The 18557-nt window shown below is 57.3% G+C and carries 20 protein-coding genes; 12 read left to right on the top strand and 8 right to left on the bottom strand.

Features of this window, described 5'->3' with window-relative positions:
* The first annotated feature begins 5 nt into the window (after positions 1-5).
* From ACKQTC_RS06365 to ACKQTC_RS06350, 4 genes are read left to right on the top strand one after another with little or no spacing between them, the layout of a single operon-like run.
* Positions 6-1244, top strand: coding sequence for a BaiN/RdsA family NAD(P)/FAD-dependent oxidoreductase (locus ACKQTC_RS06365; protein ID WP_408977598.1), 1239 nt, complete (start codon positions 6-8; stop codon positions 1242-1244).
* On the top strand, positions 1241-1927 hold the full coding sequence (locus tag ACKQTC_RS06360) for a hypothetical protein (protein ID WP_408977597.1): 687 nt from the start codon (positions 1241-1243) through the stop codon (positions 1925-1927). Before ACKQTC_RS06365 ends, ACKQTC_RS06360 begins: the two co-directional genes overlap by 4 nt.
* Positions 1928-1940: 13 nt before the next feature.
* Positions 1941-2990 carry a mechanosensitive ion channel family protein gene (locus ACKQTC_RS06355; RefSeq protein ID WP_408977596.1) on the top strand — a complete coding sequence of 350 codons (1050 nt, stop codon included), beginning with the start codon at positions 1941-1943 and terminating at the stop codon, positions 2988-2990.
* Positions 2991-3013: 23 nt separating this feature from the next.
* The gene (locus ACKQTC_RS06350) at positions 3014-3217 is read left to right on the top strand and encodes a DUF951 domain-containing protein (RefSeq protein ID WP_408977650.1); all 204 of its coding nucleotides are present in this window, start codon (positions 3014-3016) and stop codon (positions 3215-3217) included.
* Between the two features lie 74 nt (positions 3218-3291).
* Here ACKQTC_RS06350 and ACKQTC_RS06345 read toward each other — a convergent pair whose 3' ends face one another.
* From ACKQTC_RS06345 to ACKQTC_RS06335, 3 genes are all read right to left on the bottom strand, one after another.
* Entirely contained in the window at positions 3292-3942 is a 651-nt protein-coding gene (locus tag ACKQTC_RS06345; protein ID WP_408977595.1) for a P-II family nitrogen regulator, read from the bottom strand.
* A 3-nt stretch (positions 3943-3945) separates the two neighbouring features.
* Positions 3946-5445 (bottom strand): DUF1538 domain-containing protein, encoded by a 1500-nt coding sequence (locus tag ACKQTC_RS06340; RefSeq protein WP_408977594.1) that lies wholly within the window; start codon positions 5443-5445, stop codon positions 3946-3948.
* A gap of 70 nt (positions 5446-5515) precedes the next feature.
* A complete protein-coding gene (locus ACKQTC_RS06335; protein ID WP_408977593.1) occupies positions 5516-5656 on the bottom strand; it encodes a hypothetical protein in 141 nt (46 codons plus the stop codon).
* Between the two features lie 381 nt (positions 5657-6037).
* On the opposite strand from ACKQTC_RS06335, the gene amaP reads away from it, so the two are divergent.
* From amaP to ACKQTC_RS06310, 5 genes are all read left to right on the top strand, one after another.
* Positions 6038-6595: an alkaline shock response membrane anchor protein AmaP gene (amaP, locus tag ACKQTC_RS06330; RefSeq protein WP_408977592.1), complete on the top strand. Its 558-nt coding sequence runs from the start codon at positions 6038-6040 to the stop codon at positions 6593-6595.
* A gap of 8 nt (positions 6596-6603) precedes the next feature.
* The gene (locus ACKQTC_RS06325; RefSeq protein WP_408977591.1) at positions 6604-6957 is read left to right on the top strand and encodes a DUF2273 domain-containing protein; all 354 of its coding nucleotides are present in this window, start codon (positions 6604-6606) and stop codon (positions 6955-6957) included.
* 71 nt (positions 6958-7028) lie between these two features.
* Positions 7029-7508 carry an Asp23/Gls24 family envelope stress response protein gene (locus ACKQTC_RS06320; protein ID WP_408977590.1) on the top strand — a complete coding sequence of 160 codons (480 nt, stop codon included), beginning with the start codon at positions 7029-7031 and terminating at the stop codon, positions 7506-7508.
* A gap of 64 nt (positions 7509-7572) precedes the next feature.
* Positions 7573-8562: an Asp23/Gls24 family envelope stress response protein gene (locus ACKQTC_RS06315; RefSeq protein ID WP_408977589.1), complete on the top strand. Its 990-nt coding sequence runs from the start codon at positions 7573-7575 to the stop codon at positions 8560-8562.
* Between the two features lie 158 nt (positions 8563-8720).
* On the top strand, positions 8721-10484 hold the full coding sequence (locus tag ACKQTC_RS06310; RefSeq protein ID WP_408977588.1) for a hypothetical protein: 1764 nt from the start codon (positions 8721-8723) through the stop codon (positions 10482-10484).
* 109 nt (positions 10485-10593) lie between these two features.
* On the opposite strand, the gene ACKQTC_RS06305 is transcribed toward ACKQTC_RS06310, so the two are convergent.
* From ACKQTC_RS06305 to ACKQTC_RS06290, 4 genes are all read right to left on the bottom strand, one after another.
* The gene (locus tag ACKQTC_RS06305; protein WP_408977587.1) at positions 10594-10785 is read right to left on the bottom strand and encodes a ferredoxin; all 192 of its coding nucleotides are present in this window, start codon (positions 10783-10785) and stop codon (positions 10594-10596) included.
* 145 nt (positions 10786-10930) lie between these two features.
* Complete coding sequence (locus ACKQTC_RS06300; protein ID WP_408977586.1) at positions 10931-11653, bottom strand: WecB/TagA/CpsF family glycosyltransferase; 723 nt, start codon at positions 11651-11653, stop codon at positions 10931-10933.
* 11 nt (positions 11654-11664) lie between these two features.
* Entirely contained in the window at positions 11665-12801 is a 1137-nt protein-coding gene (locus ACKQTC_RS06295) for an LCP family protein (RefSeq protein WP_408977585.1), read from the bottom strand.
* A gap of 64 nt (positions 12802-12865) precedes the next feature.
* Positions 12866-13522: an HAD family hydrolase gene (locus ACKQTC_RS06290; protein WP_408977584.1), complete on the bottom strand. Its 657-nt coding sequence runs from the start codon at positions 13520-13522 to the stop codon at positions 12866-12868.
* 350 nt (positions 13523-13872) lie between these two features.
* On the opposite strand from ACKQTC_RS06290, the gene ACKQTC_RS06285 reads away from it, so the two are divergent.
* Genes ACKQTC_RS06285 through ACKQTC_RS06275 form a run of 3 tightly spaced genes read left to right on the top strand, consistent with a single transcriptional unit; the run spans position 13873 to position 17183 of the window.
* Positions 13873-14271, top strand: a complete 399-nt coding sequence (locus tag ACKQTC_RS06285) for a GntR family transcriptional regulator (protein WP_408977583.1) — start codon at positions 13873-13875, stop codon at positions 14269-14271.
* Positions 14258-15157: an ABC transporter ATP-binding protein gene (locus ACKQTC_RS06280; RefSeq protein WP_408977582.1), complete on the top strand. Its 900-nt coding sequence runs from the start codon at positions 14258-14260 to the stop codon at positions 15155-15157. Before ACKQTC_RS06285 ends, ACKQTC_RS06280 begins: the two co-directional genes overlap by 14 nt.
* Complete coding sequence (locus tag ACKQTC_RS06275; protein WP_408977581.1) at positions 15132-17183, top strand: hypothetical protein; 2052 nt, start codon at positions 15132-15134, stop codon at positions 17181-17183. Before ACKQTC_RS06280 ends, ACKQTC_RS06275 begins: the two co-directional genes overlap by 26 nt.
* Positions 17184-17288: 105 nt before the next feature.
* Here ACKQTC_RS06275 and cytX read toward each other — a convergent pair whose 3' ends face one another.
* Complete coding sequence (gene cytX / locus ACKQTC_RS06270; RefSeq protein WP_408977580.1) at positions 17289-18491, bottom strand: putative hydroxymethylpyrimidine transporter CytX; 1203 nt, start codon at positions 18489-18491, stop codon at positions 17289-17291.
* Positions 18492-18557 lie beyond the last annotated feature (66 nt).

Raw genomic sequence — 18557 nt, 5'->3', positions numbered from 1 at the left:
CCCATATGCCAGATTTGATTATTATCGGCGGCGGGGCCTCGGGCCTGATGGCAGCCATTGCCGCCGGCCGGGAAGGGGCAGCTGTCTGCCTCCTGGAGGCCGGTCCCAGAGTCGGGCGGAAAATTGCCGCCAGTGGCAATGGCCGGTGCAACTATACCCACCGGACCATCAGCATGGACCACTACCACACCACTGCCCCCTATGCCCTCCTGCCGGCCATGACCGGCTTTGACGAAAAGGCCGTCATGGCCTTTTTTAGCCAAGTGGGCCTGCCCCCCTATATCGATGACCGGGACCGGGTCTACCCTTATGCCCGGAAGGCGGCCATGGTCACCGATGCCCTCCGCCAATGGGCCCTCCAGCTGGGGGTGACCATCAAGACCGACTGCCGGGTCACTGCCCTTGAGGGCCAATATGGGGCCTTTACTGCCCGGGGCCAGGGCTTTGCCATCCAGGGTGCTACAGCCCTGGTGGCCTGTGGCGGAGAAGCGGCGCCCCAGCTTGGGGGCACGACCGATGGCTACCGGCTCCTGGAAGGCTTTGGCCACCAGTCAACGGCCCGGTATCCGGCCATCTGCCCCATTCTGACGGAAAAAGACCCCATCCGCGGCTGCCAGGGGGTCCGCTGGTGGGCCCAGGCTACTTTACAGGCAGGCCGGAGGGACCTGCTGGCCGACGGAGAGCTATTATTTAATGAAGATGGCTTGAGTGGGCCGTTGGCCTTTGACTTAGCCTACACTATTGGCGCAGCCGAATCCGGCCAATGTAAGCTGGTCCTGGACCTCTTTCCGGATGTAGACCGAGACCGGCTCCTGGCCCATCTGACCGACCGCCAGGTCAGTCTGGCCTTCCGGCCGATTGAGGACTTTTTATCCGGCCTCATGCCCAAGCCTCTGGGTCTGGCCCTCTTGCGCCAGCTGGTCCAGGGGAAAATGACCGACTCGGTTGCAGGTCTACCGGCTGATTTTCCGGATCGGTTTGTTAAGTTAGTTAAGGCTTACCCTGTACAAGTTACCGGTCTCCGGCCCTATAGGGATGCCCAGGTCACAGCCGGTGGCATTGACCTGGCTGATTTCGACCCGGACAGCCTCATGAGCTGGTTGGTCCCCGGCCTCTTTGCCTGCGGAGAGGTCCTGGATGTCACCGGGGACTGTGGCGGTTATAACTTACAGTGGGCCTGGGCCAGCGGTCGTCTGGCCGGGCTATCAGCAGCCCGTTATGCGAGTGAAGGAGGTCAGTTATGACCGGATGGGATATATTGGTCGTCGGGGTTATTGCCCTGGCCCTGGCCCGGGGTTACCGGAAGGGGCTCTTGCGCCGGCTCGGCGGCTGGGTCGGGTCTCTCATGATTTTCTTTGTTCTCTGGCGGGAAATCGACCGGATTGAGCCTGCGGTGAACCGGCAAATCAACGGCCGGGCCACCGTGCAAAAACTCATTGAAAACTACCTCCACAAGCGGACCGGTGGCGAGGAGGCCCTGGATACCACCGGCCTAAGAAATATGATCGCTTCCCTGCCCCTTCCGGGCAACTTTGGCGAACGGCTCAATGACCAGATCATGGCCCAAAGCGCCCAGGCCACAGAAAGCATTTACAGCCATGTGGCCCATGTCCTTTCGGTGCCCTGCTGGCGGATTTTACTATTTGTGCTTTTATGGCTGGCCGGCCTGGCCTGCCTCTACCTCCTGGGCCACCTGGTCTTTCGCTTATTAAAGAAGGTGCCCCTGCTCTTAACGGCTGATGCCTTTGCCGGGGCCCTGGTCAGTGCCTGTATGTCGCTGGTCCTCATGGGTTTCATCAGCCTCCTGACGGTTACCTTTGGAGTGGGGACCACCGTCGGGTCTGCGGCAGAAGAAAGTTTTTTCCTGCCGGCCCTCAAGTACCTGGTCGGTGTCTTTTTACAGGGCACCAGCCCCTTTATGTCTTAGAGAGAAGGTTTGAATGCAAACTAAATTATGGATGGCTGGCCTGGCCACCTTCCTGGCCAGCTCTCGGCCGGCCTTTGCCGCTGATAGCTCAGAGGTGGCTGAAGCCAAGGAAGTCGCCAAGGAGGCGGCTTCTGCCGGGGCCGATGCGGCCGTGGACCAGCTTAACTTTGTGGCTCAGTTCTTTACAGCCGACCGGCTCGGGGCCTATGCCTTAAATGGAATACGGATTTTTATCCTCCTCCTGGTGGTCTTTGTCATCTGGCGGATTGGCCGCTTTTTCATCCGGCGGATCATGCGCCAACAGCGCCGGGGCGCCTCGGCAGCCGGTGGCGTCCAGCTGACGACAGCCGGCCACTTGATTGAAAGCATCTTCAACTATTTCATGATCTTTATCAGCATCATGGGGATTCTCAGCATCATCGGCTTTGATATCCGGGGCCTGGTGGCCAGTGCCGGGTTAGCCGGGGTCCTCATCGCCTTTGTGTCTCAGAGCATCATTAAAGACTGGGTCAGCGGTTTATTTACTTTAATCGAACGGAATTATGATGTCGGTGACCGCATCTTAGCCGCCGGCCATGAAGGCGAGGTCCTGAGTATTGGCATGCGGTCAACGGTTTTACGGACCGACTACGGGGAAACAGTTTATATTCCCAATGGCCTCATTGATGTGGTGGTCAACTTTTCCAAGTACCCCAATATCGTCTTCCTGGATGTCCCTGTTTCCTGTAATTACAGGAATGCAGAGGTCAGGGCGGCCCTGGAGGCGGTCTGCGAGACCTTTAATGCCTATGTCCAGCCCAATGAAAACCTCTATAGCCCGGCGGAAGTTCTGGATATTGCCGCCTTTGAACCGGGCCGGGCCCTCTGGCGGCTGACCTTTGCCTCGGGTAACCTGAGCCACTGGACCCATGGCCGCCAGCTCCGGGTCATGATTAAGGATGAATTCGACCGCCGGGGCTTGACCCTGGCCTATGACCAGATGGTCATCCGGGAGGCGACGGGGCCAAATACTGATGCCGGTGCCGACCGGGAAAAGGCCAAGGTCGGGCAGTCCCAGGATTAGATAAGGGAGGTGGCGTCATGCCCATGGATTTACAGGTCGGGGATGTGGTTCAGATGAAGAAGGCCCACCCCTGTGGGAGCGACCAGTGGTTAATCCTCCGCCGGGGGATGGACTTCCGCATCCGCTGCCAGGGTTGCGAGCGGGAAGTCTGGCTGGCCCGACCGAAATTTGAAAAGATGATTAAAAAAGTACTTTACCAGGTCCCCCGTGATTTGGAAGAAGAATAAAAAGAACCCTTGGGGACGCTGGCCCCAAGGGTTCTTTTATATGCAAGTTGATTTTCTACAGTCCTGTCGGGGTCTTATTCGCCCTTAAAGAGGCCGGTGACCTTATCCAGGTTCATGGAAAAGAGGACGCCGCTGTTGGGCCCTTCAAATTCGTGGGCAGCGCGGACAGAGCCGATAATGCTTTCCACTTGGTCCCCGGGGGCGACAATGAGCACGATTTCCTTTTCCGGTTCGATTTCCAAGTTAAAAAACTTGGCTGCCTTATGACTGGCTGTTCCGTGGCCATGGAGGGTGGTTGCCCCCTTGGCGCCGCCCTTGTGGGCCGCCGCCACGATATCATCGGCCACGCCGTTATCGACAATAATTGTAATCAGTTCGTAGTCCATACTGCCATCTCCTTTCCAACACGCCTCATTTAATTCCTTTAAGCCCAAGACCCGGTTCAAGGGGGCGGTGACCACTAGGCCGTGGCCGTGCTTATCCAATTCCAAGGCCTTGTGCAGCTCTTTATGGAAGGTATCGGTCGCCGATTCGTGGGCCACAAGCAACATAATTTCTTTTCGCAACTGGTCAATCCCTAAAAGGGCTAAGAGCTTGCTGGCATTGGTCCCTAAGCCGTATAAGACTGTGGCGCCGGAAATACCTGAGTGGGCGGCGGCCAGGAGGGCCTTTTTATCGTCTTTAGGATCTAGGAAAACAATATTAAGGTTAAATTGACAAGCCATAATCTACCTCTCTTCTGCTTTCGACAATGCAGCAGGATCATCTTTCGTTTCTTTACGGTTGGCCACAATCCCTAAGACCTGGACACAGATAATAGGCGTCATGGCCACCATGGCAATGACCCCAAAGGCATCAATCAGCCCCGAGGGCCCGCCCCAAGCCGTCGCTGCTCCCTGGGTGAAGGCTAAAATAAAGGTTGCCGTCATCGGCCCGGAAGCGGCCGTCCCCGAGTCAAAACCCATCCCCACGAAGAGGGGCGGGGTCATCCGGGAGAGGACCATACATATCATATACCCTGGCAGGAGAAAATGCCAGAGCTGGGCGCCGGGAACCGCCAACCGGATGAGGGTGAGGACAATGGCCAGGGAAACCCCAATGGCCAGGGTCGCCAAAATAAGCTTCTTGGTCACCGCCCCGGCGGTGATATCCTCAATCTGGGCACATAAGACGTGGACAGAGGGTTCGGCCAGGATGACCAGGAGGCCAATGGCCGCCCCCACCGCAATCACCAGGGGGACCGATTGGTTGGCCAGGGCCTCGCCGATGACCTTGCCGGCGTTCATAAAGCCCACATTGACCCCACTTAAAAAGAGGATAAAGCCAAAGAAGGTGTAGACAAAGCCGATTAAAATCCGGGTGAAGGCCCGTTTGGACAGCTTTAAGAGGGTAAACTGGGCAATAATCGTAATGATAATAAGGGGAACAATGGCGCTGGTGACGTCCATCACCACCCCTTTGACCACCTCAAGGAGGTAGGTCCAGGTATCGGCTGTACTGGCCCCGCTTTCACTTAAGCCCCCGTCCACCTTATCCAGGCCCTTGATGATAATCAGGATCATGACCGCACTCATCGGCCCGGCTGTGGAGAGGCCGGCCAGCCCAAAACTGTCTTCCTCCGCCTTTTTACCCCCGTGAACCTGGCTGACCCCAATGCCCAGGGCCAGGATAAAGGGCACCGTCATGGACCCGGTGGTGGCCCCGCTGGTATCCGTAGCAATTCCCAGGAGGTCATTAGACGAGAGAACCGCCAGGAGGCAGATAATCCCGAAAAAAAGGAGGAGGGTATTATTGAGAGGCCACTGCATGATAATCCGTAAGAGGCCAATGGCAATCATCAACCCCACCCCGATAGAGGCCAAGAGGACCACCGAAAAGATACTAATGGCCCCGCCGGTCGCTTCAAAAACCTGGCCGGCAATAACCAGGAGGTTGGGTTCTGCGACATTAATGAAGAAACCCAGGACCAGCCCGCCCCCCATCATCAAGGGGAGGTTTCGGCTGCGGGCCAGGGCACTACCGACATTTTCCCCAACCGGGGTGACCGCCAGGTCGACCCCCAGGAGGAAGACTGCCAGGCCCAGGATAATGAGTCCAGCCCCAATGAGAAAGTTCGTCAGTTCATGGCCCGGTAGCGGCGCCACCGTAAAGTGGAGGAGGAGCACCAGGATGCTCACCGGTACCACCGCCATAACTGTCTCGGATAATTTTGATAATAATACGCCCAAAGACCATCACCCCATTCTTATAAAAAGAAGGGCTCGCCGCAGTGACGAGCCCTTAAAACGCCGGCATATATTATTTCTTGGAATCGTTATCCAGGTTAGCGCTTTCCATATTTTCAGTGCCGCTACCCTTTAAAGCGTCTAAATCTTCTTCTTCATGCCCTTCTGTTAATTTAGTAGGGTCTTTTTCAATTGCATCTTTGTCTAAAGACATGGTCATTTCCTCCTGTTCGTTTTCATATGAATTATCCAATACCATAATACCATACTTGTACGGTAAACTCTATAACTATAAGTACCCCTTTTGCTTTATTTTAAACGGTCTTTTAAAGAAAAAGGGGTCTAAAGTCGCCCGGCGGCCCTTTTACAAACTTTCATGATATAAGAGGTTGGCTTTTTTTCCGGCCGACGGCTGCCGGTTCAGCCCAAAGTCCGCTGCCGGTCCAGATGAATCTTTTAATTTAAAACAATTTTGAAAAAATTAATAAAAAATATGTTTAATCCGTTTTACTCATGGTTATATTTATAAGCGTAGAGATAATACCGTTGTCGCTGTTAATCTGATGAAAATGAGCATATATCCGGAGGTGAGCATGTGCGCAGAGCAACAAAGATTTTAAGTTTTTTCTTAGGCCTGTTTGTCGTCTTATACGTGGCCGGTACCTTTTACGGAATCTATCGGTTTATGTTCCTGAATCGGTATTGGGCCCAAGGCTTAGGCCTTACAGACAATATGTTTTATGCAGGATTTTACGTGACTTGTGCCTTGGCGGCCATTACCGCCCTTGTGGGGCTATTCCTCATGCTGAAGGGGTTATTCGCCCGCCGGCGCGATCGCAAGCTGACCTTTAACCATGATGATGGATCGGTTGAAGTGAGCGAAGAAGCGATTTCCGGCGCTGTTCAGTCTACCCTGGCCGGCTATGACGGCATCCAGGAAAGCGAAGTCCAGATGGATATTAAAGACGGCCGCGAGCCCAGTATTCGGGCCAAGGTCAACTGCGGTATCCGTCATGGGGCCAACCTGGACCAGTACGGCCAAGCCATTAAAGACCGGATTAGTCGAGAAATTACTACTTTAACCGGTCTGCCCGTTGAAGATGTCCAAGTATCTTTTTACGAAGCAGATCCGGCTGACGCAAAGAATAGGTAGGTGAGATCATGTCTAACGGAATCAACTGGGACCGCTATGATGCGCCTGACGCTCCGCCGCAGACAAATCAGCCCTATCAAAACCAACCGACCGGCTATCAGGGCAACATGCCTATGAATAATCAACCTGCCCAAGGCTGGGTGGAACGTCAATTATCCAGCCCTGCGGTAAAGGCCTTATGGCAAAGACGGCGTCACACCATTACCAGCATCTTCATTGCTGTCGTACTGGCCCTATGTATCGCTATCTTCGGTTTCGGATATACTTTACTGGGGGCGATTTTCGTGGCCATCGCCTACGTCTATGGCGGTTGGCGTGACGGTAACCCGATTGTATATGCTTTACTCAGTAAGTTCTTATAAAGACGCAAAAAATCCAAGCAAGTCTTTTCCAAGTAAAAATAAACAATCAAATGCCTAAAAGGAGGCCAATTATGTCTGAACAAAACAAAAACGCAGCCAACTTACCGGATGCCTACAATAAAGATGAAATTGAAGGGCAAACCTATACCGACACCCTTTCCTTTGACGACTCCGTCATTGAAAAAATCGCCGGGATTACGGCCCGTGAAATCCCCGGTATCTTAGACATGAAGGGCAACTTCATGAGCGGCATTGCCGAAAACTTCACCTCCGGCCCGAACGTGACCAAGGGGATTTCTGCAGATGTCAATGAAAGAGACGTCACCGTAGATGTTAAGCTTATCTTAGAATTCGGCGCTTCCGCCCCGGATATCTTTGCTGAAATGAAAGAACGGGTCCGGGCTCAACTCTTCCAAATGACCGGCCTGAAACTCCGTGAATTAAATGTCCGTGTCGTTGATGTCATGACCCAAAAAGAATACGAAAAGCAAAACCGCGACAATCGTCAGGAAAACAACTACCGCCAAGCTGGTCTTCCTCAAGGATATTAAACACCACTTGCGGGTCTTACCTGATCCACAGATCAACGGTTAACGTGAAGAAAGGAGCCCAGAAATGGCTGATAAAAAACAAAAACAATCTCAAAAAGAAATGGACGCCCTCCGCGCTAAAACGGATATCAAAGGCGGCTGCAATGGCGATGGCGAAGGTAATAACCCCTTAATTCCCCCCGGTGGTTCTTGCGAACTCAATGAACCGGCAGACCCGAAACTGGCGCCGCAGGCCCAAGGGACGCCGATTGCCAATAAAGAAGGCGGCAATCCCAACCATAAACCCAATGCCTACGGCCGTAAGAGAGACGACAAAGACCTGTCCGATAAGGCTGGCGACGCTGCCGAATCCGCTAAAGAAAAGGCCGGCAATGCCGCTGAAACCGTCAAGGAAAAAGCCGGTGACGCCAAGGATGCCATCAAGGAAAAGGCTGCCCAGGGCAAAGACTTTGTCACTGAAAAATACGAAGAAGCAACCGCTGACGTTGACGAACGTCCCCATGAAGACAGCTTCGTTTTCGCTGATAGCGTTATCGAAAAAATTGCCGGGATTGCCGCCCGCGAAATCAAAGGTGTTATGGCTCTCAAGGGCAACATCATCAGCGGCCTAGCCGGCAGCATCATGAATAACATTGATGATGGCAACAGCGGCGCTGACCCCAAGGAAGGCGTTAGTGTAGAAATCGGTGGCGAGCAAGTGGTCGTTGACCTCAAGGCCATCCTGGAATATGGCGCGCCGGCACCGGAAATCTTCAAAAAACTGCGTGAACACATCGGCCGTCAATTGGCTGTCATGACCGGCTTAGAACTCGTTGAATTAAACGTAGAAGTCACCGATGTCATGACCCGGGAAGAATTTGAACAGGCTGCTCAAAGCCGGTTCAACACCTATGACCAGGCCGGCCAACGGTTCATCAACCGGTATGAAGACGAATACAACGATCGTCGTGACCAATCCTACCGGAACAACCGTGGCTACAACGGCCCTCAACAAGGCTATCAACAGGGCTATGGCCGTCCGGCTCCCCAAGGCGGTTATCGCGGCAACTTCTAAGCTTATACACATGAGCGCCCTTAGGGGCGCTTTTTATCGTTCATGGTTCGCTTTCAAACAATCTTGCCCAGGTCCCGGCGCCTATTAAACCGGGGGCCTTCCGGGTACATGACATATATGAACCCACCGGCTTCTCCATATGAAAGGACGTGCTTTCATTGAGTAAAAAGAAAAAGCAAAATAAGAAGAATAAACGCCCCTACTACGATTTTTCCAGCCACCAGGGCCAGACCGCCAGAGGCCCGGTGAGCAGCAAGGACTATGCCGCCGACTATGGCCACAACCCCTATGATGCCTACGTCTCCGGCGATAGCGTCCCGCCCCTGGTCCATCGGACCCGCGGCGGCGAGCATGGGCGCCAGGGCCAGCAAAATGTCCCCCAAGGGCCGACCGGCCTCCGCCGGGGCAGCCTGGAAACCAGCCGGCAGATCCCGGTCCGCTATGGTGACTATGCCAGCGCCTACGGCCGGGAGTATACCGGGGCCACTGCCCCCTATGACCGGTATGTCCAGCCGGGCCAGGGCAGTTCCCAGGTCCCTAAAGCGCCCATGACCTACACCGGCGACTACCAGGGCAATGCCTATGACTGCTACTACGGCACCGGCCAGGACGATGGCTACTGCGATTGGCAGTTCGGCCAAGCCGGCCCGGCCGGTCCGCAAGGGCCCGGTATGTTCCAGGAAGCCCCCCACCGGGCCCCGGCCCATGCCGACGGCGACTACGGCGTCAACGCCTACGACTGCTACTATGGCACCGGCGGCGATGACGGTTACTGCGCTATCCACTACCAGGGCCCGACCGCCCAGAGCGGCCAGCCGGCCCAAGCTGGCTACCAGGCCCAAGGGCCCAAGGCGCCCATGACCTATACCGGCGACTACCAGGGCAATGCCTATGACTGCTACTACGGCACCGGCCAGGACGATGGCTACTGCGACTGGCAGTTTGGCCAAGCCGGCCCGGCCGGCCCCCAAGGGCCCGGCATGTTCCAGGAAGCCCCCCACCGGGCCCCGGCCCATGCCGACGGCGACTACGGCGCCAACGCCTACGACTGCTACTATGGCACCGGCGGCGATGACGGCTACTGCGCCATCAACTACCAGGGCCCGACCGCCCAGAGCGGCCGGCAGCCTCAAGCTGGTCAACAGGCCCAAGGGCCCAAGGCCCCCATGACCTATACCGGCGACTACCAGGGCAATGCCTATGACTGCTACTACGGCACCGGCCAGGACGATGGCTACTGCGACTGGCAGTTCGGCCAAGCCGGCCCGGCCGGCCCCCAAGGGCCCGGCATGTTCCAGGAAGCCCCCCACCGGGCCCCGGCCCATGCCGACGGCGACTACGGCGCCAACGCCTACGACTGCTACTATGGCACCGGCGGCGATGACGGCTACTGCGCCATCAACTACCAGGGCCCGACCGCCCAGAGCGCCCAGCAGCCTCAAGCTGACCAAGAGGCCCAACAGGCGCAACAAGCCCAGCCGGCTCAACCCGCCCAGGTAAGTGCCCCGGCTGCTGGCCAGCCGGCCGGCGACCAGGGCCAAGGCCAGTCTCGGACCTTCTCCCTGAGCCGGGAGGCCCTGCAGAAGGTCTTTGCCCAGGCCGTTGCAGATATTGACGGGCTCCTGGCCCTAGACGGGCACATGGCTAGCAGTGAGGCCGGTCAGGCAGCCGGCCAGGTTGACCTGAACCTCCAGGCAGTCCTCGCCTATGGGGCCAAGGGTAAGGAAGTTTTCCGGGCCCTGTCAGACAGCCTGGACGCCGCCCTCCAAGACCAGGCCGGTCTCAGCGTCCATACCTGCCATGTGGAAGTGGTCGATATTATGGTCAGGGAAGACTTTAATGACCGGTATCAGAGCCAGGCCCCGGACAAGCAAAAAGACCAGCGGGCCGAGAAAAAGGCCAAAGATAAGGATAAAGAATGAGGACCTTCAAATGATAAAGAAAAGCCACCTGCGCGCGCAGGTGGCTTTTCTGGTATCCGGTTCGTCCAGGCATAAAAAAATAGGCCCCCTAAGGGGCCCTAACAATAAATTATTCTTCGTCCCAGCTGATGCAGGAAACCGGGCAAATGTCGATGGCTTCTTGAGCCGTTGCTTTTTGATCTTCGGTCACTTCGTTTAAAGCTTCAGCTTTACCGTCAGCGTTCATGCTGAAAATTTCCGGAGCAACTGCTTCGCAGGAAGCGCAACCTAAGCATGCATCTTGATCTACCATTAACCACATAACTCTATCTCTCCTTTAAAAATACAAATATTGTGTCGTATCTCACCACTCAAAGTGTACTATAGATAAAAGGCCAATTCAAGGCAAAAAGCAGCCAAAAAGGGGCAAAATGCCTATCATAAGAAAAATATATAGGCAGCCTCGCTTACCGGCGCCGGTGGACCTTCTCCCGGCAGACGGCCCCGACAAAGCGGACCAAATTCAGGAGCCGGGGCAGGCGGCGCCAATCGGAAAAAATCCGCCAGGCCCATTCCAGCCGGAGCCTTTGGACCAGGTCCGGGGCCCGGCGGATCTGCCCGCTCATGACGTCAAAGGACCCCCCGACCCCGATCGCCACCGGCACAGCCAGGTCTTTTTGCCAGCGGCGGATAAAGCTTTCCTGGGCCGGGGCCCCAAGGCCCACCAGGAGGATATCCGGATGGGCGGCCTTAATATCGGCCAGGACCTCTTCCTCATGGCCCCTAAAGTAACCATGCCGGCTGCCGACCACCCGGACCCCCGGGTAGAGCCGGGCCATCCGGTCGGCGGCCGCCTGGGCCACCCCGGGCTTGCCGCCTAGAAAGTAAAGGGCCAGGTCCTTTTGGCCACTGATCCGGCAGAGGTCTTCCGCCAGGTCGATGCCGGTGACCCGCTCCGGCAGGCGGTCGCCTAAGAGCCGGGCCGCCAGCAGGATCCCGTTGCCGTCAGGGGTGACCAGGCCGGCGCTGTTGATCAGGTCCCGCAGGGCCGGGTCTTCCTTGGCCGCCAGGGCAATTTCCGGGTTGGCGGTAATGACCTGCAGGCTGGCCTGGTCTTGACAGGCCCTTATAATCTGATCCAGGGCTTCCGCCCGGGTCACCGAATCAATCCGGATACCGAATAATTCCATCCCTTATCCTCCTAAATTGAACTGATTTCAATGCCATAGTAGACCCGTTCGATGGTGCGGCGGACGTCGGCCGGGTCTAACAGGACGTAACTCACATTATTGATGTACTGGGGGTTGAGTTCGAAATGGTCTACCTGGACAGCGTCCGGCCCCATGCCGGCCATGTCCACCACCAGCTTCAGGCTGTCCAGGACCGAGAGGTCAGTGTCGACAGCCTGGTGGAGGGCCCAAGCCAGGCGGACAGCCTGCCAGGGCCACATCAGCCGGCACTCCTTGGCAAAGGCCGCCATAAATTCCTTTTGCCGGTCCATCCGGCCGATATCCCCCAGGCCATCATCCCGCCAGCGGACAAAGGCTAGGGCATCATGACCATTGAGCTTTTGCCGGCCGGCTTCCAGGTCAATCCCTTCTTCCGGCTTATACATCTTTTGGGGGACATCAATGGTGACCCCGCCGACGGCATTGACCATCTTCTCAAAGCCGGTGAAGTTGACCAGGACCGTATGGTCCGCCTTGGGGCCGATGAGGTCGGTGACCGTCTGCAAGAGGAGGTCTATCCCGCCATAGGCAAAGGCTGCATTGAGCTTGTCCTCGCCATGGCCGGGAATGGTGACCAGGGAGTCCCGGGGGAGGGAGACCAGGCTGATTTTTTTATCGACCGGTCGCATGACCATATAGAGCATGGTATCGCTCCGGGCCTGCTCGCCTTCCGTCCGTTCGTCATCGCCGACCAGGAGAAAGCTGGTATTCTTACCTGCCCGCTGGATGGCCTCGGCCTTCTGCTCGCTGGCCGGTAGGCTATCGATGGGGGCCGGCACCTGCCGGGCGGAGAAAAACCAAAAGGCGGCGAAGGCCGCGGCCAGGGCCAGGCAAATGACCAGAAGGGTCACCAGGCAGCCACAGCCCGGTGGGGCTTGGCGGTTTTTCTTAGGCGGGGTCGGCTGGGCCGGTGGGGGACCGGCCGGCCGCCGTTGGACCGGGGGCTGGCCGGCCACAGGCCGGTGCTGGACCGGTCTGGCCGGTTGGCGGCGAGGGGCAGGCCCCTGCCGGTGGGGCCGCCCGCCCTGGGACCGGTGCCGGGGCAGGCGGCGGGTATCGTCAACCGCCGGATGGTGATCCAGGCGGATGGTTTCATCTGAGCTTCGCATAGGAAAGCCTCCTTTACCGTATCAGTTTAGCAGAGGCCATGGACCACTGCAAGAACCCCGGCCATTATTTTAGGCCGGTTAGTAAGGCTTCCGCTTCTGGCCACCGGTAGAGGGTTGCCTGGGCCTGGGCCTTTAAGGCCTCGGCCTGGTCCGGGCCATGCCAGTCATCGATAAAGGCCCAGCCCTGGAAACCGGCATCCATGGCCACCTGGAGGGCAAAGAGGGAGTCCTCAATGACCAGGCACTGGGAAGGCGCCCGGCCGGCCGCCTTGGCGGCATAGCTGTAGAGGGCCGGGCTGTCCTTGCCCAGGCGGAGGTCATGGCCGCTAAAGATTCCGGCCAGAAGGGGGGCCAGGCCGGTCCGGTCCAAGAGGGGGCCGACCAGGCTCAAAGGGGTCAGGGTGACGCAATAGGCCGGCAGGCCAAGCTGGCTGGCCCTTTCCAAAAACTGCCGGGCGCCGGCCTTGGCCGGGGCCTCTGCCCGGTAAAAGTGGCTGAGCTGGTCCTCCCAGGCGGCAATAACGGCCTCAGGCCCGCAGCCCAGGCCATACCGGCTACAGATAAAGTAAGCGGCCTGGGCCATGCTGAAGGGGGCAATATCTTCTTTTAAGCTGGCTTCAGGCTTGAGTCCCCGGGCGATGAGGTCATCTTCGGCCAGGTGGGTCCAAATGGAGAGGGTATCGCAGAGGGTCCCGTCACAATCAATTAATAAGGCTGTCATCATAAGCTCCTTGTCCAAGATGTATTTTCTTATTTTACCACATAAGGAGACCGCCGCCATCAGGGGGATGGCGGCGGTCAAGGATTGCAATGTATGGTTGGTTGTTGTGCAACGAGGAAAGGGAGAGAAAACCTCGTCTTGGTTATTAGTATAAGGGATGGGCGTTAAGAAATCGTAACAAACTTGTGTAGAAAATAATAACATCTTGTTAAGCTTACATATAGGTCCCTTTCCTCTGGTTGTCTCTTGACAGGACGGACCGGCCGGATGTATAATAACTGTACTACCACAACTAGTACACCATTAACAGTGTCTAGCTGAATGACAAGCCAAAGAAAGGAGGCACGGGCATGATTCATATCGACCACCGGAGCCGGGTCCCGATTTATGAACAAATCCAGACCGGCTTTGAAGCCCTGGTCCTGGCTGGCGCCCTCAAGCGGGAAGACCAGCTGCCCAGTGTGCGGTCCCTGGCCAAGGACCTGGCCATCAACCCCAATACCATTGCCAAGGCCTACCAACTCATGGAAGTATCCGGCTTTATCTACTCCCTGCCGGGCCGGGGATCCTTTATCGCCCTGGACCGGGCGGCGCTCCAAGCCCGACGACGGCCGGAGGCCCTGGTCCGCTTTCAGGAAGCCGGTTTCCAGCTCAAAGAAGTCGGCGTGACAAAAGAAGAAGCCAGCCGGGAGCTGGCCCGCATTTATGCCCAGACAAGCGAAAGGAGGGCGGCAGATGATTCAGATTGACAAGTTAAGTAAGGCCTTTGGTGACCATACCGCCCTAAACAAGGTCACTAGCCAGATCCGGCCGGGCAGCATCTTTGGCCTGATTGGGTCTAATGGCAGCGGGAAGAGTACCTTTTTACGCCTCCTGGCCGGGGTCTACCGGGCAGATGAGGGCCGCTGTCTCTACAAGCAGGCGGATATTTTTGAAAACCCCACCGCCAAGGAGAATATCTTCTTTATCCCCGATGCCTTTTATATTCCCGGTGGGGCCAGCCTGAATGACCTGGCCCGGGACTACAGCCAGTACTACCCCAACTATGACCTGGCCCAGGTCCAGGACTTGGCCAAGCGCTTTCAGCTCAATCCAAGCGCCCGGCTGTCGACCTTCTCCAAGGGGATGCAGCGCCAGGCCCATATCATCCTGGCCCTGGCCGCCAATACCCCCTACATCCTCTGTGACGAAACCTTTGACGGCCTGGACCCGGTCAAGCGGCTCCTGGTTAAACGCATCCTGGCTGACCTCATTGCCGATGGCGACCGGTCGGTCATCATCACCTCCCACAACCTTCGGGAACTGGAGGACTTTTGTGACCACATCGCCTTCCTCCATGAGGGCCGGCTGGTCCTAGACCGGGAGATGGGCCAGCTCACCGACCAGCTCCACCACATCCAGTGTGCCTTTGACGAGCCCCTCGGGGCTGAAGCCTTTAAGGCCCTGGACCTGGTCAAGTTCAGCCAAAGGGGCCGGCTGGTTCAGTTTATCTGCCGGGGTGACCTGGCGACCGTTATGGCCCAGGTCCGGGCCCTGAACCCCCTCTACCTGGAACAGGTCCCCCTGACCTTGGAAGAAGTCTTTATAGCAGAAATGGAGGTGCAGGGTTATGACACCGAAATCGTCGCATTTTAGCTTTAGCCGGAGCCTGGGCCTTTATCTGAAGGCTTATTGGTGGCTGGGTCTCTTATCCGGCCTCTTCATGCTCCTGGCCGGTCCGGTCCTGGCCTACTTTAGCCTCTACAGCATCCGGTCGACCCTCCAGCTGGCTGACCGGGCGGGTGCCTACCGGCAGCTGACCGAGGGCGGTCTCTACCTGCCCGGCATGCTGGTGGCGGTTATGCTGGGCCTGGCCTTTGCCTTTATCTTCAGTGCCTACCAGCACGACCGGGTCCAGGTGGACTACCGCCATGCCCTGCCGGTCAAGCGGACCAGCTGGATGGTCCTCTATTCCACCGCCGGCCTCCTGATTTTTGCCGGGGTCCTCCTGGTTATGGGGGCGGCCAGCTATATCATTTGCCGGGCCTTCTACCCGGACATGTCCCTGGTCCTCCACCTCCGCTTTATGCTGGAAACCCTGATCTTTTACCTGGCCGCCTATGCAGTGACCCTCCTGGCCGGCCAATTGACCGGCAACATGGTCGGCCATGTGGGCATGGCCGCCCTCTTCCACCTGGGCCTGCCGACGGTGGCCCTGATCCTGACCTTATGGATGCAGATGGAGCTGGATACCTTTGTCAGTGTCGACTGGCTGGATAAGCTGGCCATGTGGTCCCTACCTACCCTCCTCCTGACTGGCCTGGATTATGGCGAAGGCGGGATTGCCCTCCTGCCCATGGGGACCCGGCTCTGGCTCCTGGCTGTCATTATCCTGGCCCTGGCCCTGTCCCTGGTCCTCTACCGGCGCCGGCCCTCTGAACGGAGCGGCTATACCTTTATTTACCCGGTGACCGAGTACCCGGTCAAGGGGCTGGTGGTCGTTGCCGGGACCCTCCTGGCCGGTCTCGCCTTCTACAGTATGACCGAAGACGCCGTCCCGGCCTTTATCGTGGGCCTCATTATAGGGGGCGTTATCCTCCACGTCATCTTGAGCCTCCTCTTCCACCGGAATGTCCACCAATTGCACCGGGGCCTCATCGCCACCGGGATTTGTATCCTGATTTCCTTTGGGATTTTCCAAGTCCTCCACCAGGATATCTTCGGCTTTGACGACTACCTGCCTGAAGATCAAGATGTCCGCCAGGTGATCGTGACCGATGCCAGCGGCAACCGGACCCTTATTGAAAACCCCAAGCAGGAAGTCCGCCTATCCGGGCCGCTCCTACCCCAGGGTCTGACCCTGGCCAAGAACCTCCAGGCCGGCTATGCCAAGGATGCCGACCGGGTCCAAGCGGGGCGTCTGGCAGAAGAAGCCCTGGAAGGGGGCCAGGTGACCTGGAAACTTGACAATGGCCAGACCATTGTCCGTCGTTACACCATGGACCGGCCCAGCTTAAATGAAGCCTATGCCCCGGTCTACGCCGATGACGCCTACCGGGCCCGGCTCTACAAGGACCTCTTTAGCGAGGACCTGCCCAAAAAGCTGGAAAGTCTTAGTCTCCAATATAAGCAGGTCCTCTACCATGGCGAGCCAAATGTCCGGGATACCTACACCACCAACCCGGTTGGCGGCCAACCGGTCTCCGGGGCCGAAATCATCACCGCCCTCAAAGAAGACCTGGCGGCCCGGCGGCAGTTCATCCGCCAAGAGCCACCTGTGGCCGAGCTCATCTTTGCACCTAGGCTGGAAGACGGGGGCAATTATGAAAAGCAATCTGCCTTCAATATGGAAATCCCCATCTACGCCGATGACCAGGCCCTTATGGCCCTCTTAAACCGGCTGACCCTTACCGGTCACCTGGATGGGCCCGAAGACCTGGCTGACCCCGGCCTGCAACCCGGCAGCCTCACCCTGCGGAAGGCCGTCGATGGCGAGGAAGTTCTCCAGGTCACTGACCCGGCTGCCATCCGGGACCTCTTGCCCTTTACGGTGCCGGAATACCTCATTGGCCCGGGCCTGGACTATAACAAGGCCTACACCCTGGACGGAGGGGGGCTCATCGATGTCCTCTATGTCTTACGGGGCCATGAACCCCAGGGCCTGGAAAAAGGTCAAAACTAACCAATCCAGCCTGACGGCATGAAAAATAGACCAAGACAAAAGAGACGCACCCGGTTGGATGCGTCTCTTTTGTCAGTCTATAGCGATTTAAGGGTTGGACAGGCTCTAATGGGACAGGCCCCTGACGGGCCCCTCTTTTTCCAGGATCCGGTGGACAAGATAGGTGAGGAGGGTAATCAAGAGGACCACCGGTAGGGTAATCCCGGTGACCGGGGCCATGCCCAGGACCACCCGGTAGATGATAAAGCCTAGGCACCAGATGATGAAGTTGACCCCACTGATGGCCTGGCGGACCTCCTTATGGTTTAAGAGGTAGTACTCGGCCAGTAAAATCCCCACCATGGGTGTGAAGCAGGACCCAATCAGGTAAAGGAAGGACTCATAAGAAGTCATGGGCACAAAGCAGGCCACCAGGGTTCCGATGGCCGTCCCCAGGAGGGCCAGGGGCTTTTCGGCGATCCTGGTATTGATGCTGCGGAAGCTGATGGCTGCCGATCGGGCATCTAAAAAGGTGGTGGTGACGGTGGAGAAGACGATAATCCCCAGGCCAATCACCCCAAAGCCCATCATTTGCATGAGCATGGATAAGTCCGTATAGCCGGTGCTGATGGCTGCCCCCATACCAATGGTGTACATCCAGCAGGACCCGATAAAGTAGCTGATATTGCTCACCGTATTGGACAAGACCGGTTTCTCCGCCCGGGAGGTATAGTCTGAAATGACCGGCAGCCAGGACAGGGGCATGGCCACGGCCAGCTCTACAGCGGCCCCAAAGCTGATGGCCTCAAAGGATTGGCTGGTGACCACATCGGTGGTCGCAATCCGGTAGCTTAAAAAGATACAGAGGGCGGCCAGACCCAGGACCACCAGGGAATTGACCCGCCCCAGGGAATGGGGGCCATACATGAGCCAGGCGGCAATGAGGAGGCCGATAAAGACACAGCCCCCAATGACACTGGCATCAGGCCGGCCAAAGAGGACATTGACGGCACTGGCCCCGCTGACAATCATGACCGCCGTCCAGCCGAGGAGCTGGAGGACATTGAGGACGGCGAAAAATAAGCCGCCCTTCTCACCAAAGGCAATCTTTAGGGTCTCCATGGCCGTCCGGCCCGTTTGGGCCCCGATCCGACCCACCAAAAAGAGCATGACGCCCCCAATCAGGTGGCCCAGCACAATGGCCAGGAGCCCCGTCTGCCAGCCCAGGGGGGCAAAGAGGGTCCCGGTAAAAATTTCAGCAATGCCGATGGCGGCCCCCAGCCATAGCATCCCATTTGTTGTCACAGAAGTACGTGTATCGTCGCTCATAATAGCCTCCTTTGATTTGACGACCAGGGTCGTCATTTGTTTTTAATTGTTCAAAACCAGTCCGCT

The organism is Peptococcus simiae (assembly GCF_046097595.1).
GTDB lineage: Bacteria > Bacillota > Peptococcia > Peptococcales > Peptococcaceae > Peptococcus > Peptococcus simiae.
The sequence above is the reverse complement of the archived record's forward strand: the minus strand, read 5'-3'. Positions and strand labels throughout refer to the sequence as shown.